This window comes from Mycolicibacterium tokaiense (assembly GCF_010725885.1).
In the GTDB taxonomy this organism is placed as follows: Bacteria; Actinomycetota; Actinomycetes; order Mycobacteriales; family Mycobacteriaceae; genus Mycobacterium; species Mycobacterium tokaiense.
This window is the reverse complement of record NZ_AP022600.1, coordinates 17,961-34,656: the sequence shown is the minus strand read 5'-3', so window position 1 is coordinate 34,656 and position 16,696 is coordinate 17,961. Positions and strand designations below refer to the sequence as shown.

The following is a 16,696-nucleotide window of genomic DNA, read 5'->3' as shown; positions in this document are numbered from 1 at the left end:
TAACCGCGGTTTATCAGTAGATCAAAAGATGGAACTTCCGGTTACGCGGCGGTGGCGCTTTCCTGTCATCAGTCGATATGTGACATCACCTGACCTGGAGTGACCATGACCGATGCAGTCGCACCACCCACTCATTCGCAGAAGCCGACCCAACCCGCGAACTCCGAGGACGCCAAGCTCGCCGAGCTCGGCTACACGCAGAAGCTCGACCGCTCGGTCGGCACACTGGCGTCCTTCGCAATCGGTTTTGCGACCATCAGCGCCACCACCGCGGTGTTCACCGGATTCGGCGCGGGTTACTTCACCGCGGGGGCCCCGTTCGTGTGGACGCTGCTGCTGGCCGGTGCGGTGTTCGCACTGTGGACCTTCATCGCGGCCGACCTCACCGCCAAGCTGCCGCTGGCCGGCTACTCCTACCAGTGGATCAGCCGGATCAACGGGCCCAACCTGGCCTGGTTCACCGGCTTCATCGCGCTGATGGGCTGGGTCTGCGGCATGACCGGGGTCGGCTTCATCCTCTCCGGTTACCTCGGCGGGTTGTTCGGCTGGAGCATGACCCAGAGCACCCAGATCCTGCTCGCCATCGCGGTGGTGATGGTGTGCGTGCTGATCAACATCTACGGCGTGCGCTTCGCCACCATGGTCAACAACATCGGCGTCAGCCTGGAACTCGTCATCACCGTGGGCGCCACCGCACTGATCGCGATCATCGCGTTCTCCGCCCCGGAGAACCACCAGCCGATCTCCACGCTGTTCACCGGCGGCGAGTCCGGTGACAAGGACTCCTACATGCTGGCGTGGCTGGCCGCGGCGCTGGGTCCCTTTTTCGGCCTGATCGGGGTGGAATCCGGGGCCGACGTGGCCGAGGAGACCAAGAACGCGCGCCGCGTGGTGCCCAAGACGATGTTCTACGCCCTCATCACCTCGATCGTCATCGAGTTCCTGATGTACGTGGTGTACGTGCTGGCCATCAAGGATCCCGTTGCCGTCGAAGCCAATTCGGCCGCGCCCATCGAGGAGATCATCACCCAGCAGGCGGGCCCGGTGGTCACCAAGATCGTCGTCGCCATCGCGCTCACCAATATCCTGGCCTGCCTGCTGGCCAACATCCTGGTCGCCACCCGGTTGACGTACTCGATGGCCCGCGACAACATGCTGCCGTTCTCGCACGTATGGCGGCACGTCTCACCCAAGAGCAAGGCCCCGACGTACGCGGTGCTCGGATTGGGTTGCCTGTCCACGCTTCTGCTGCTCTCGGCGCTGGTCAACGAGAAGGCGTTCAACTACATCATCGGTATTGCGTCGCTGCTGTTCTTCTTCGTCTACATCCTGCAGACCATCGGCCTGCTCGTCGGCTACAAGCGCGGAACCATCCCCGAACCCGAGCCCGGCACGTTCGACCTCGGCAAGTTCCGTCTGCCGCTGTACGTGACCGCGCTGGTGGTGTTCCTCGGCGTCGCCGTCGCCCTGCTGTTCCTGCCGCAGTTCACCAACAACAAGTGGGTGTTCCTCGGCATCGTGGTGCTGGCCGCGATCTGGTGGGCCACCGGACTGAAGACCCGCCTGGCCGCCGGTGAGGCCGGTGCCGAGTACGCCAAAACCCACAACCTCTGACCCGAACCCCTCGCTGACACTGCGTCCACCGCGGCCTCCACTCGCATTTCTTCACGGTGGACGCAGTGTCAACGCAACGAAAGGAATCTCATGACCGCAGGAACGTCCAACCTGGTTGCCGTCGAGCCGGGCGCCGTCCGTGAGGACACCCCCGCCGGCTCGGTGATCCAGTACAGCGACTACGAACTGGATCACACCAGCCCCTTCGCCGGCGGCGTCGCCTGGATCGAGGGGGAGTTCATGCCGGCCGAGGACGCCAAGATCTCCATCTTCGATACCGGCTTCGGCCACTCCGATCTGACCTACACCGTGGCCCATGTGTGGCACGGCAACATCTTCCGGCTCGGTGACCACCTCGACCGGCTGCTCGACGGCTCCCGCAAGCTACGCCTCGACCCCGGCTACACCAAGGACGAACTGGCCGACATCACGAAGCAGTGCGTCAGCATGTCGCAGCTGCGCGAGTCGTTCGTCAACCTCACCGTCACGCGCGGCTACGGAAAGCGCAAGGGGGAGAAGGACCTGTCCAAGTTGACCCATCAGGTGTACATCTACGCGATCCCGTACCTGTGGGCGTTCCCGCCGGCCGAGCAGATCTTCGGTACCACTGCCGTCGTGCCCCGCCACGTGCGCCGCGCCGGACGCAACACCGTCGACCCCACCATCAAGAATTACCAGTGGGGCGACCTCACCGCGGCCAGCTTCGAAGCCAAGGACCGCGGGGCGCGCACGGCCATCCTGCTGGATTCCGACAGCTGTGTGGCCGAGGGCCCGGGCTTCAACGTCTGCATCGTCAAAGACGGCAAGCTGGCGTCGCCGTCCCGCAACGCACTGCCGGGCATCACCCGCAAGACGGTGTTCGAGATCGCCGACCAGATGGGCATCGAGGCGACACTGCGCGACGTCACCAGCCACGAGCTCTATGACGCCGACGAGATCATGGCCGTCACCACAGCCGGTGGCGTGACTCCCATCAACACCCTGGACGGCGAGAAGATCGGCGCCGGCGAGCCCGGCCCGATGACGGTGGCCATCCGGGACCGCTTCTGGGCCCTGATGGACGAGCCCGGTCCGCTGATCGAGGCCATCCAGTACTAGGGCCAGCTACCGCCCCGGTGGTTTCAGCACGGTCATGGCCGCGCGCATCACCGGGGCGGGGAGCCTGTCCTTGGCCGACAACGCCGCACTCGCCATCCGGGTGCGTGCGGGCGTGCCGCGACCGAACCAGCGGTTCAGCGGTCCCCCCGAGGGCTCGAGGTCGACGTGCAGGGGCGGGGCCCCGTCGCCGGCGCCCAGCGCGTGGGAGATGACGATCCGCTGGATCTCGCTGGTGCCCTCGAAGATGGTGTAGAGCTTGGCATCCCGGTACCACTTCTCCACCGGATGATCGCTGATGTAGCCCCAACCCCCCATGGTCTGGATGGCGCGTTCGGTGGTGGCCACCGCGACCTCGCTGGAAGCGAGCTTCGACATCGAGCCTTCGCCGCGTTCGAAGGGCACCCCGGTGGCCGCCATCCACGACGCCCGCCAGGTCAACAGTCTGGCCGCGTCGATCCGGGTGGCGAGGTCGGCCAGTGGGAAGGCGATGCCCTGGTTGTTGATGATGGGCGCGCCGAACGCCTCCCGGCGATTGGCGTACTCGGTGACGTATTCCAGTGCAGCCCGGGCGATCCCGAGCGCCTGGGCGGCCACCATGGGCCGGGTCTGCTCGAAGGTGCCCAGGGTGGCGGAGCCGCCGCGACGGGCGCCCGTGGTGGCCATCTCGGCGACCTCGCGGGCCTTGGACAACTTGTGTTCGAGCCTGTCCTGCCCGCCCAGCAGGTTCTCGGCCGGGACGCGGACGTTGTCGAATTTCAGCTCGGCGGTGTGGGAGGCCCGGCAACCCAGCTTGTCGAGTTTGCGCACCATGGTCAGGCCCGGGGTGCCGCCCGGGACGATGAACAGCGCCTGTCCGCGGTGCCCCAGTTCCTGGTCGACCACGGCGTTCACCACATGCACGTTGGCGATGCCCCCGTTGCCGATCCACATCTTGTGGCCGTTGATCACCCAGTCCGATCCGTCGCGGTGTGCCGTGGTGCGCAGATTGCGGACATCGCTGCCGCCTTCCGGCTCCGAGATGGCCAATGCCGCGAGCTTGATGTCGCTGGCGGTGCCGAAGCATTCGGGGGCCCATTGCAACATCTGTTCGGGGGTGGCGGCCTGACCGATGGCCGACAGCGCCAGGGCCGGCATCACCACCGCCAGGCCGATGCCGGCGCACCCCCAGAAGATCTCCTCCATGAACAGGGGCAGCGACAGCCCGGTCGGATCGCCGATCAGGTCGCGATAGAACAGGGGACTGTAGAACCCGCGCGCGGCCGCCTCCTGCAGAACCGGCCAGGGAAACTCCTGGCGCTTGTCGTAGTCGGCGGCCACCGGCCGGATCACCGTTTCGGCGAATTCGTGCGCGCGCCGCGCCAGGTCGTGCTGAGCCGTTGTCGGCGTCAGGTCAAAGGCCATGTCGTTTCCCTTCCACCCCGACCGGCGGACGTTGCCGACGAACCCATACCCGTTGCCGTGACGCGGCAATCGCGGCGGGGTTTTGCCCGCCCCGAGCCGGGTACGTCGACCCCATGCCGAAAACCACGAAATCGGGGGCGGTCAAGAAAAGCGAACTGCCCAGCACAGTGAAGAAGTCCGATGCCAAGGCGCAGCGCACCTTCGCCAAAGCCCATGACTCCGCGCAGCAGGAGTACGGGGACGAGCAGCGAGCGCACCGGGTGGCCTACAGCGCCCTCAAGCACTCGTACGAAAAGGTGGGCGATCACTGGGAGGCCAAGGACGAGAAGGGTCCTTCCGATCAACGCGCCCGCAGCGGCGGCCCGAATCCGTCGGGCGAGAGTGCCGAGGGGGTGGACGCCAATGCCACCAAGAAGCACCTCATGGACGTCGCACGCCGGCTCGAGGTCCGCGGCCGGTCCACGATGACGAAGGCCGAGCTGGTGGAGGCCATCAAGAAGGCCAACCGGCGGACGACGGCGCGCAGCCGTTAGCGGATCGGGTGGCCTGCTCGCGGGTCGTCGAAGAACTCCAGTAGGTAACGGCTCTCGTCGATCTCGCCGATGGTCCGGCGGGCCTTGCGCCGGGTGATCAGGATGGCGGTGCCTGCGAGGATCCACACGACGTACTGCACGGTCCACGCCATGCGGAACGAGTCGAAGGTATAACCGCCGGCGGCATCCATGACCATCCCCATCGCCTGCATCACCAGCAGCGACGCCAGGAAGCCGCCCATGTTGACGATGCCCTGCGCGGTGCCGAGGGTGGTTGCCGGGTTGAAGGTGCGGGCGAAGTCGAAACCGACCATGGAGCCGGGCCCGCCCACCGAGATCACGATCACCAGAACCACCAGCAGCCAGTGCGGCGCCGGTGACGGCTGAGCCAACACGACAGTCCAGATCAGGGCATTGCTGACGATGATGCCGAGAACGACGTTGGATCGTCGGTGCGGATTGCGTCCGGTGAAGAGTCCGATCAGGATCCCCGCCGCGACAGAGGTCAGCACCGACACCGTGAGCAGGATTCCGGCAGCGCTCCGCGACAGGCCCTGGGCCGTCGTCAGATACGGCACGCCCCACATCAGGGCGAAGACGGTCACCGAGAACTGGGTGCCCATGTGGGTGAAGAACCCGAGTCGGGTGCCCGGCCGCAGCCACGTCACCTTCAGCCGGCCCAGGGTCTGGCGCACCCCGTCCGATTTGACCGGGACTCCGGGCCCAGTGGGGGTGTTCCTGACCAACGTCAGCACCAGCACCACGCCCAGCACGCCGAACGCGGCGGCGGCCAGGTACGCGGTCTGCCACCCGGCGCGGGCGAGCAGTGCCAGGAACGGCACGGCGGAGAGCACCTGACCGAACTGGCCGCAGAACCCGGTCAACTGGGTGACGAGAGGGATCCGACGCTCGGTGAACCAGAAGGGGACCAGCCGTAGGACCGAGATGAAGGTGAATGCGTCGCCGAGCCCGACCACTGCCCGCGCCGCCACGGCACTGGGCAGCGACTCGGTGAAGGCGAGCGTCAATTGCCCCGCGGCCATCAGCGAACCGCCGACGACGATCATCGCGCGGGAACCGAAGCGGTCCAGCAGCAGCCCCGCGGGGATCTGCGCCAGGGCGTACACGATCACCTGCAGGACGACGAACGTGGAGAGTACGGCGGGGGGAGCGTGGAACCGCTGCGCGGCTTCCAGGCCCGAGACGCCCAACGTGGTGCGGTCCAGGACGGCCACGATGTACGCCAAAAGCCCGGCTGACCATACGACCCAGGCACGCACCGTCGTTCCCTCCTCGGTGTTCGATGGTCCCGCACGCTGCTGCCGGTGGGAAATCCGCCAGCTGTGAGTTCACTCGCATCGACGGGCATCCATTGCTGCGGGCGGGAGCTGGGTCTTGGCTGGTTTGGTACAGCGATGCACAGTAGGAGTGGGAGGGTCAGGGACAATTAGCTGTTCATGGAGCAAAATTTACATGAATGCAAATCCTCGACGCTGCAAGCGTAATGTTTGCTATCGCCACGCACCCGGGTACCATCTCGACATGGAGCGAATGACCGAACTGCCGATCACCGGTCGGGTTTGAGGTCCGGTGACCCAGTACCGCATCGCCGAGCTGGCCCGGGTTTCCGGTGTCAACGAGCGCAACATCAGGGCCTATCGCGAACGCGGGCTGCTGGACCCGCCGAGGCGGGTGGGTCGGATGGCCGTCTACGACGACAACCATCTGGCGCAGCTACGGGTGATCGATCAGCTTCTGGCCCGCGGCTTCACCTCGGCGCACATCTGCGACTTTTTCGCCGCGGTCCGTTCGGGCCGTGACCTGGCTGATGTGCTCGGCCTCCACGGGGCACTGAGCGCCCGTGAGGGCGAGGTACCGCCACGTGTGGTGCGGCTCGACGTGGATGTCTCCACCGCCGAGGCGCGGCGCATGGTGGATTCCGGGGTGGCGTGCCTCCACGACGGCGAGCTTGCGCTGTGCGATCCGGACCTGGTGCGTATCGTCTCGCGCGCTCCCGACCCCCAGCAGTGTCTCGCGGTGCTGGTGGAGGTGTTTGCGTTGTGTCAGCCCGGAGTCGTCGCTGCGGCGCAGGACGTCGATGCGTTGCTGGAGGCGCTCGGAAGCCTGACGGCGGCCGGGCCGCCCCCGCAGGATTACCGCGAACTGGCCGCGATCGTGATCGCCCGACAGGTCGGCGAGGCTGTACGGCGGCCGGTGATGCGATCCACGGCCTAGCGTGGCGCCAAGAGTTCGGCCATCAGCGTTGCCAGCAAACTGTTCCGCGGACAGCGAAACCGGAAATCCTTGACACCTGTCATGTCATCTGGATGGTGCCGTGAATCAACGGTGATCGGACAGTGACGTAAGCCTTGATAACGATTCGATAACGGAACTGCTGTGAACAGCGCAGTTATAGCTACTCGACCGTAACCACCTGCATGCAGGACGTTTGTCTTCCACCGTCCGCGCCTCTGTTCAGTTGCGTGTTACCAACGCAGTGGTTACCGATGCGTAGAACTCGCCAGTAACCATATCGCGCACGAAAATAGCCCTGTCCCTTATGACACTCTTAGTGCAGTCGGTGCCGTCGTCCGCCACCCGTCACGAGGAGCTGAGAGCGCGTGTGCAATGTCCCGCAGCAGCGGGCCCACGCCGCGGTGAGTCGGAGTGGGAACACCCGACGGGCAGGTCGATGGTGACCGGAGAACTGACACCTTCGCAAGGCAGCGCAGGTCTGAGACGTAACCATGAGCGGCGTGCGGTCACGACAACCGGATCGCACGCGGCAGAAGTATCTAGGAGACAAAACAGGTGACGATCTTCGAGCACGACAGAATTGCTAACGGTTCCACCACATCCAATGGCAACGCTGCCGCACACTCGTCGTCGCACGCCCTGGTTGATCGGCTGACCGACGGCGAGCCCTACGCGGTCGCGTTCGGCGGCCAGGGCAGTTCCTGGCTGGAGACCCTGGAAGAACTGGTCTCGGCTGCCGGCATCGAGTCCGATCTGGCGACCCTGGCCGGGGAAGCCGACCTGCTGCTCGAGCCCGTCGCGCGCGAGCTCGTGGTGGTCCGCCCTATCGGCTTCGAGCCGCTGCGCTGGGTGCGCGCGCTCGCCGCGGAGGAACCGGTTCCCACCGCCAAGCAACTCACCTCCGCCGCGGTGTCGGTGCCCGGCGTGCTGCTGACCCAGATCGCCGCCGTCCGGGCGCTGGCCCGCCAGGGCATGGACCTGGCCGCCAACCCGCCGGTGGCCGTGGCCGGCCACTCGCAGGGTGTGCTGGCTGTCGAGGCCCTCAAGGCCGGCGGTAGCCAGGATGTCCAGCTGCTGGCCCTGGCCCAGCTGATCGGTGCTGCCGGGACCCTGGTGGCCCGCCGCCGGGGCATCTCCATCCTCGGCGACCGCCCGCCCATGGTGTCGGTCACCAGCGCCGACCCCGAGCGCATCCGCGAACTGCTCGATGAGTTCTCCCAGGACGTGCGCACCGTGCTGCCGCCCGTGCTGTCCATCCGCAACGGCCGCCGTTCGGTCGTCATCACCGGCACCCCGGAGCAGCTGTCCCGGTTCGAGCTCTACTGCGAGCAGATCGCCGAGAAGGAAGAAGCCGAGCGCAAGAACAAGCTGCGCGGCGGCGCGGTCTTCAAGCCCGTCTTCGAGCCGGTCCAGGTCGAGGTCGGCTTCCACTCGCCGCGGCTGTCCGACGGTGTGGAACTGGTCGCCGAATGGGCCGAGAAGGTCGGTCTGGACGTCGCCCAGGCCCGCGCCATGACCGAGGCCATCCTGGTGAGCCAGGTCGACTGGGTGGACGAGATCTCGGCGCTGCACGACGCGGGCGCCAAGTGGATTCTCGATCTCGGGCCCGGCGACATCCTGACCCGCCTCACCGCCCCGGTGATTCGCGGCCTCGGCATCGGCATCGTCCCGGCTGCCACCCGCGGCGGCCAGCGCAACCTGTTCACCATCGGCGCCGTGCCGGAGGTGGCCCGTCCGTGGACCAGCTACGCCCCGTCGGTGATCACCCTGCCGGACGGTTCGGTGAAGCTCTCCACCAAGTTCACCCGGTTGACCGGACGCTCGCCGATCCTGCTGGCCGGGATGACGCCGACGACCGTCGACGCCAAGATCGTCGCCGCGGCCGCCAACGCCGGCCACTGGGCCGAGCTGGCCGGCGGTGGACAGGTCACCGAGCAGATCTTCAGCGACCGCATCGACGAGCTGTCCACCCTGCTGGAGCCGGGTCGCGCCATCCAGTTCAACTCGCTGTTCCTCGATCCCTACCTGTGGAAGCTGCAGGTGGGTGCCAAGCGCCTGGTCCAGCGCGCCCGCCAGTCCGGCGCCCCGATCGACGGTCTGGTGGTCACCGCCGGCATCCCCGATCTGGAAGAGGCAGTGGACCTGATCGAAGAGCTCAACGGCGTCGGCATCAGCCACGTCGTGTTCAAGCCCGGCACCGTCGAGCAGATCCGCTCGGTCATCCGGATCGCCGCGGAGGTGCCCACCCGTCCGGTCATCGTCCACATCGAGGGCGGCCGCGCCGGCGGACACCACTCGTGGGAGGACCTGGACGACCTGCTGCTGGCCACCTACTCCGAGGTGCGCAGCCGCTCCAACATCACCGTCTGCGTCGGCGGTGGCATCGGCACCCCTGAGCGGGCCGCCGAATACCTCTCCGGCCGTTGGTCACTCGCCTACGGCTTCCCGCTGATGCCGGTCGACGGCATCCTCGTGGGCACCGCCGCGATGGCCACCCTGGAAGCCACCACCAGCCCCGCGGTCAAGCAGCTGCTGGTCGACACCACCGGCACCGACCACTGGGTGGGAGCCGGAAAGGCTCAGGGCGGCATGGCCTCCGGGCGCAGCCAGCTGGGCGCCGACATCCACGAGATCGACAACGCCGCCTCACGGTGCGGTCGCCTGCTCGACGACGTCGCCGGTGACGCCGACGCCGTTGCCGAGCGCCGCGACGAGATCATCGCCGCGATGGCCGCCACCGCCAAGCCGTACTTCGGCGACGTCGAGACCATGACCTACGAGCAGTGGCTGCGCCGCTACGTCGAACTGGCCATCGGCGACGGTGACTCCACCGCCGACACCAAGAAGTCGGGCTCGCCGTGGCTGGACGTCAGCTGGCGGGACCGCTTCACCGAGATGCTGCAGCGCGCCGAGGCCCGCCTGGATCCGGCCGACTTCGGACCCATCGAAACCCTCTACGGCCCAACCGAATCCGGTGAAGCGCTGCTGGAGAACCCGGACCAGGCGATTGCCGCTCTGCTGGAGCGCCATCCCGACGCCGCCACCGTCAAGCTGCACCCGGCGGACGTGCCGTTCTTCATCGGCCTGTGCAAGACCCTGGGCAAGCCGGTCAACTTCGTGCCGGTGATCGACAAGGACGTGCGCCGCTGGTGGCGCAGCGACTCGCTGTGGCAGGCCCACGACGCCCGCTACTCCGCCGACCAGGTGTGCATCATCCCGGGCACCCAGGCCGTCGCGGGCATCACCCGCGTCGACGAGCCGGTCGGTGACCTCCTCGACCGCTTCGAGAAGGCCTCCATCGATGAGGCGGTGGCCGCCGGGCTGCAGCCCACCCCCGTGTTGTCCCGCTTGCACGATGTCTCCGACGCGCTCTCGCTGGTGCTCGACGCACCCGACGTGCTGTGGGCGGGCCGCACCGCCACCAACCCGGTGCACCGCATCGCCGCCCCGACCGAATGGCAGGTGCACGATGGCTCGGCCATCCACCACGCCACCAGTGCGCGCCTCAAGGTCGTCGGTGACAAGGTGACGCTGAGCGTCCCGCTGTCCGGCACCTGGATCGACATCGCGTTCACCCTGCCCTCGACCACCGTTGACGGCGGCGCTCCCGTGGTGTCCACCGAGGACGCCACCACCGCCATGCGGGCCGTGCTGGCCATCGCCGCCGGTGTCGACGGCCCGGATGCGCTGCCCACCCCGGTGGACGGCACCACCACGGTCACCGTGGACTGGGACCCCGAACGGGTGGCCGACCACACCGGCGTCACCGCGACGTTCGGTTCGCCGCTGGCCCCGACACTCACCGTGGTGCCCGACGCGCTGGTGGGCCGCTGCTGGCCCGCGGTGTTCGCCGCCATCGGCACCGCTGTCACCGAGACCGGCTTCCCGGTGGTCGAAGGCCTGCTGAGCCTGGTGCACCTGGACCACGCCGCCCAGCTGGTCTCGCCGCTGCCCGCCGAGAAGGCCGAATTGACCGTCGCCGCAACGGCTTCGGCGGCCTACGACACCGAGGTCGGCCGCGTTGTGCCGGTATCGGTTGCCGTCACCGCCGCCGACGGCACCGTTCTGGCCAGGCTCGAGGAGCGCTTCGCCATCCGCGGCCGCACCGGTGCCGCCGAGCTCACCGACCCGCTGCGCGCCGGTGGTGCGGTGTCGGACAACGAGACCGACACCCCGCGTCGTCGCCGTCGTGACATCACCTTGACCGCGCCGGTGGACATGCGTCCGTTCGCCGTGGTCTCCGGTGACCACAACCCGATCCACACCGACCAGGCGGCCGCACTGCTGGCCGGCCTGGAATCGCCCATCGTGCACGGCATGTGGCTCTCGGCCGCCGCCCAGCACGTGGTGACCGCCACCGACGGCAAGCCGGTACCGCCGGCCAAGCTGCTGGGCTGGACCGCCCGCTTCCTCGGCATGGTGAAGCCCGGCGACGAGGTGGACTTCCGCGTCGACCGCGTGGGTGTGGACCTCGGCGGCGAGGTGCTCGAGATCGCCGCCCGCATCGGGTCGGATCTGGTGATGTCGGCCACCGCGCGGCTGGCCGCCCCCAAGACCGTCTACGCCTTCCCCGGCCAGGGCATCCAGTCCAAGGGCATGGGCATGGACGTGCGTGCCCGCTCCAAGGCCGCCCGCAAGATCTGGGACAAGGCCGACAAGTTCACCCGCGAAACCCTCGGTTTCTCTGTGCTGCACGTGGTTCGGGACAACCCGACCAGCCTGATCGCCTCCGGTGTGCACTACCACCACCCCGAAGGCGTGCTCTATCTGACGCAGTTCACCCAGGTGGCCATGGCCACCGTGGCGGCCGCACAGGTGGCCGAGATGCGCGAGCAGGGCGCATTCGTCGAAGGCGCCATCGCCTGCGGGCACTCCGTGGGTGAGTACACCGCGCTGGCCTGTGTCTCCGGGGTGTACGAACTCGAGGCGCTGCTGGAGGTGGTGTTCCACCGCGGATCCAAGATGCACGACATCGTGCCGCGTGATGCGCAGGGCCGGTCCAACTACCGGCTGGCCGCCATCCGGCCGTCGCAGATCGACCTGCCGGACGCCGACGTCACCGCGTTCGTCGAGGAGATCAGCCAGCGCACCGGCGAATTCCTGCAGATCGTGAACTTCAACCTGCGGGGGTCGCAGTACGCGATCGCCGGCACGGTGCGCGGCCTGGAGGCTCTCGAGGAGGAGATCGAGCGGCGTCGCGAGATCTCCGGCGGCAAGCGGTCGTTCATCCTGGTCCCCGGCATCGACGTCCCGTTCCACAGCTCGGTGCTCCGGGTCGGTGTCGACGACTTCCGCCGGGCGTTGGAGCGGGTCATGCCCGCCGACAGCGATCCCGCGCTCATCGTCGGGCGCTACATCCCCAACCTGGTGCCGCGGCCGTTCACCCTGGACCGCGACTTCATCCAGGAGATCCGCGATCTGGTGCCGGCCGAACCGCTGGACGAGATCCTGGCCGACTACGACACCTGGCGCAACGAGCGGCCGTCGGAGCTCATGCGCAAGATCGTCATCGAGTTGCTGGCCTGGCAGTTCGCCAGCCCGGTGCGCTGGATCGAGACCCAGGACCTGCTGTTCATCGAAGAGGCCGCCGGTGGCCTCGGGGTGGAGCGGTTCGTCGAGATCGGTGTCAAGAACGCGCCGACGGTTGCCGGTCTGGCCACCAACACCCTCAAGTTGCCCGAATACGCCCACAGCACGGTGGAAGTGCTCAACGCCGAGCGCGACGCCGCCGTACTGTTCGCGAACGACACAGATCCCGAGCCGGAGCCCGAGGCCGATGAGGCCCCGGCAGCGCCGGCCGCCGACAGTGCCCCCGCGGCAGCGGCTCCCGCCCCCGCCGCGCCGGCCGCTCCGTCCGGTGGACCGCGGCCCGACGACATCACCTTCGATGCGGCGGATGCCACCGTCGCGCTGATCGGGTTGTCGGCCAAGATGCGACTGGATCAGATCGAGGCGCTGGACTCCATCGAGACCATCACCGACGGTGCGTCCTCACGACGCAACCAGCTGTTGGTGGACCTCGGTTCGGAGCTGAACCTCGGCGCCATCGACGGGGCCGCCGAAGCGGATCTGGCTGCGCTCAAGGGCCAGGTGTCCAAGCTGGCGCGTACCTACAAGCCGTTCGGGCCGGTGCTCTCCGACGCGATCAACGACCAGCTGCGCACGGTGCTCGGGCCCAGCGGCAAGCGTCCGGCCTACATTGCCGAACGCGTCGCCAAGACCTGGGAACTGGGTCCCGGCTGGGCCAAGCACGCCACCGTCGAGGTGGCCCTGGGCACCCGTGAGGGTTCCAGCGTCCGTGGTGGTGCCCTCGGTGGGCTGCACGACGGTGCGCTCGCCGATGCGGCGGCCGTGGACAAGGCCATCGATGCCGCGGTCGCCGCGGTGGGTGCCCGCAAGGGCATCCCGGTGTCGCTGCCGTCGGCCGGCGGTGCCGGCGGCGGGGGCGTGGTGGATTCCGCGGCGCTCAACGAGTTCGCCGAGAAGGTCACCGGACCCGACGGTGTGCTCGCTTCGGCCGCGCGCATGGTCCTCGGTCAGCTGGGCCTCGATGCCCCGGTGACCGCGCCTGCAGGTGCCTCCGATGCCGAGCTGATCGATCTGGTGACCGCCGAATTGGGTTCGGACTGGCCGCGTCTGGTGGCGCCGTCGTTCGACTCCAAGAAGGCCGTCGTGCTCGACGACCGGTGGGCCAGCGCCCGTGAGGACCTGGTCAAGCTGTGGCTGACCGACGAGAACGACATCGAGGCCGACTGGGCACATCTCTCGGAGCGTTTCGAGGGAGCCGGGCACGTGGTGGCCACCCAGGCCACCTGGTGGCAGGGCAAGGCCTTGGCGTCCGGCAAGCAGATCCACGCCTCGCTGTTCGCCCGGATCGCCGCCGGTGCGGAGAACCCCGGCACCGGCAAGTACGCCGACGAGATCGCCGTGGTGACCGGTGCCTCGAAGGGCTCGATCGCCGCGGGTGTGGTGGCGCAGCTGCTCGACGGTGGTGCCACCGTCATCGCCACCACCTCCAAGCTCGACGACAGCCGGCTGGCGTTCTACAAGGACCTCTACCGCGACAACGCCCGCTGGGGCGCCAAGCTGTGGGTGCTGCCGGCCAACATGGCCAGCTACGCCGACATCGACGCGTTGGTGGCGTGGGTTGGCAGCGAGCAGACCGAGAGCCTCGGGCCGCAGTCGATCCACCTCAAGGACGCCCAGACCCCGACGCTGCTGTTCCCCTTCGCGGCGCCGCGGGTGGCCGGTGACCTCTCGGAGGCCGGCTCGCGCTCGGAGATGGAGATGAAGGTGCTGCTGTGGGCCGTGCAACGGCTCATCGGCGGGCTGTCGGCCATCGGTGCGGAGCGGGACATCGCCTCCCGCCTGCACGTCGTGCTTCCGGGCTCGCCCAACCGTGGCATGTTCGGTGGCGACGGCGCCTACGGCGAGTCCAAGGCTGCCATGGACGCACTGGTGAACCGCTGGAGCGCCGAAACGTCCTGGGCGCAGCGGGTCAGCCTCGCGCACGCCCTGATCGGCTGGACCAAGGGCACCGGCCTGATGGGTCACAACGACGCCATCGTCGGTGCGGTCGAGGAAGCCGGCGTCACCACCTACACCAACCGGGAGATGGCGGCGATGCTGCTGGATCTGTGCACCCCGGATGCCAAGGTGTCGGCGGCGTCGGCGCCCATCAAGGTGGACCTGACCGGTGGTCTCGGCGACATCAAGCTCGACATGGCCGAGTTGGCCGCCAAAGCACGGGAAGAGATGTCCGCCGACAGTGCTGCTGCCGAGGAGGATTCGCTCGACGGCACCATCTCGGCGCTGCCCTCGCCGCCGCGGCCGCATGTCCCGGCTCCTGCGCCGGAATGGGCTCCGCTGGATGTCGACCCCGCCGATCTGGTGGTCATCGTCAGCGGTGCCGAACTGGGCCCGTACGGGTCCTCGCGCACCCGCTTCGAGATGGAGGTCGACGGCGAGTTGTCGGCGGCCGGCGTCCTGGAGTTGGCGTGGACCACCGGACTGATCAAGTGGGAGGACGACCCGAAGCCGGGTTGGTACGACACCGCCAGCGGTGACCTGGTGCCCGAGACCGAACTGGTCGAGCGCTACCACGATGCCGTCGTCGAGCGTTGCGGCATCCGCGAATTCGTGGATGACGGAGCCATCGATCCGGATCACGCCTCGCCGCTGCTGGTGTCGGTGTTCCTGGACAAGGACTTCAGCTTCGTGGTCTCCAGCGAAGCCGATGCCCGCGCCTTCGTGGACTTCGATCCCGAGCACACGGTGGTGCGCCCGGTCCCGGACAGCACCGACTGGCAGGTGATCCGCAAGGCGGGCACCGAGATCCGCGTGCCGCGCAAGACCAAGCTGTCGCGGACCGTCGGTGCTCAGATCCCCACCGGATGGGATCCGACGGTGTGGGGCATCACGCCCGACATGGCCAACTCGATCGACCGGGTGGCGCTGTGGAACATCGTCGCGACCGTCGACGCGTTCCTGTCCGCCGGCTTCAGCCCGGCCGAGCTGATGCGCTGGGTGCACCCCAGCCTGGTGGCCAGCACGCAGGGCACCGGTATGGGCGGCATGACCTCGATGCAGACCATGTATCACGGCAACCTGCTGGGTCGGAACAAGCCGAACGACATCCTGCAGGAAGTCCTGCCGAACGTCGTTGCCGCGCACGTCATCCAGTCGTACGTGGGCAGCTACGGCGCGATGATCCACCCGGTGGGCGCCTGTGCCACCGCGGCGGTGTCGGTGGAAGAGGGCGTCGACAAGATCAAGCTCGGCAAGGCCGAACTGGTGGTCGCCGGCGGCTTCGACGACCTGACCCTGGAAGCCATCATCGGCTTCGGTGACATGGCGGCCACCGCCGACACCGAGATGATGCGCGCCAAGGGCATCAGCGACTCGAAGTTCTCCCGGGCCAACGACCGCCGTCGTCTCGGCTTCCTGGAGGCCCAGGGCGGCGGCACCATCCTGCTGGCGCGCGGTTCGCTGGCGCTGAAGATGGGGCTGCCGGTGCTGGCGGTGGTCGGTTACGCGCAGAGCTTCGCCGACGGCGTGCACACCTCGATCCCGGCTCCGGGCCTCGGTGCCCTGGGCGCCGGTCGCGGTGGCAAGGACTCGATGCTGTCGCGCTCGCTGGCCAAGCTGGGGGTGGGTGCCGACGACATCTCGGTGATCTACAAGCACGACACCTCGACGCTGGCCAACGACCCCAACGAGACCGAGCTGCACGAGCGGCTCGCGGACTCGATGGGCCGTTCCGACGGAGCGCCGCTGTTCATCGTCAGCCAGAAGACGCTGACCGGCCACGCCAAGGGCGGTGCCGCGGTGTTCCAGATGATGGGCCTGTGCCAGGTCCTGCGCGACGGCGTGATCCCGCCGAACCGCAGCCTGGATTGTGTCGACGACGAGCTGGCCACCTCCGGACACTTCGTGTGGCCGCGGGAGGCCCTGCACCTGGGGGAGAAGTTCCCGCTCAAGGCCGGTCTGGTGACCAGCCTCGGGTTCGGACACGTGTCGGGTCTGATCGCGCTGGTGCACCCGGCGGCGTTCCTGGCGACGCTCACCGACGAGGAGCGGGAGACCTACCTCGCCCAGGCGCAGGAGCGCACCCTGGCCGGCAAGCGCCGGTTGGCGTCGGCCATCGCCGGCGGTCGCCCGATGTACGAGCGTCCCGCCGATCGTCGCTTCGATCACGACACGCCGGAGAAGCCTCAGGAAGCCGCGATGCTGCTGAACCCGGCGTCGCGCCTGGGTGACGACGACATCTACATCAGGTGATGTGCGGCATCGGA

The 16,696-nt window shown here is 68.0% G+C and carries 7 protein-coding genes; 5 read left to right on the top strand and 2 right to left on the bottom strand.

The features are described from left to right. Positions 1–105 precede the first annotated feature (105 nt). Together G6N58_RS00125 and G6N58_RS00120 are read left to right on the top strand one after the other, a co-directional pair. The gene (locus tag G6N58_RS00125) at positions 106–1,614 is read left to right on the top strand and encodes an APC family permease (protein WP_115281933.1); all 1,509 of its coding nucleotides are present in this window, start codon (positions 106–108) and stop codon (positions 1,612–1,614) included. Between the two features lie 90 nt (positions 1,615–1,704). Further along, positions 1,705–2,712 (top strand): aminotransferase class IV, encoded by a 1,008-nt coding sequence (locus G6N58_RS00120; RefSeq protein ID WP_115280235.1) that lies wholly within the window; start codon positions 1,705–1,707, stop codon positions 2,710–2,712. Between the two features lie 6 nt (positions 2,713–2,718). Here the strand turns inward: G6N58_RS00120 and G6N58_RS00115 are convergent, their stop codons facing one another. Continuing rightward, positions 2,719–4,113, bottom strand: a complete 1,395-nt coding sequence (locus tag G6N58_RS00115; protein ID WP_163907785.1) for an acyl-CoA dehydrogenase family protein — start codon at positions 4,111–4,113, stop codon at positions 2,719–2,721. 113 nt (positions 4,114–4,226) lie between these two features. On the opposite strand from G6N58_RS00115, the gene G6N58_RS00110 reads away from it, so the two are divergent. Beyond that, the gene (locus G6N58_RS00110; RefSeq protein ID WP_115280236.1) at positions 4,227–4,646 is read left to right on the top strand and encodes a ChaB family protein; all 420 of its coding nucleotides are present in this window, start codon (positions 4,227–4,229) and stop codon (positions 4,644–4,646) included. On the opposite strand, the gene G6N58_RS00105 is transcribed toward G6N58_RS00110, so the two are convergent. Next, a complete protein-coding gene (locus G6N58_RS00105) occupies positions 4,643–5,926 on the bottom strand; it encodes an MFS transporter (protein ID WP_115280237.1) in 1,284 nt (427 codons plus the stop codon). The genes G6N58_RS00110 and G6N58_RS00105 overlap by 4 nt on opposite strands. A 310-nt stretch (positions 5,927–6,236) precedes the next feature. Here G6N58_RS00105 and G6N58_RS00100 point away from each other — a divergent pair, with 310 nt between their 5' ends. Continuing rightward, positions 6,237–6,881 carry a MerR family transcriptional regulator gene (locus G6N58_RS00100; protein ID WP_115280238.1) on the top strand — a complete coding sequence of 215 codons (645 nt, stop codon included), beginning with the start codon at positions 6,237–6,239 and terminating at the stop codon, positions 6,879–6,881. 576 nt (positions 6,882–7,457) lie between these two features. Further along, the gene (locus G6N58_RS00095; RefSeq protein WP_163907783.1) at positions 7,458–16,682 is read left to right on the top strand and encodes a type I polyketide synthase; all 9,225 of its coding nucleotides are present in this window, start codon (positions 7,458–7,460) and stop codon (positions 16,680–16,682) included. Positions 16,683–16,696: the final 14 nt, after the last annotated feature.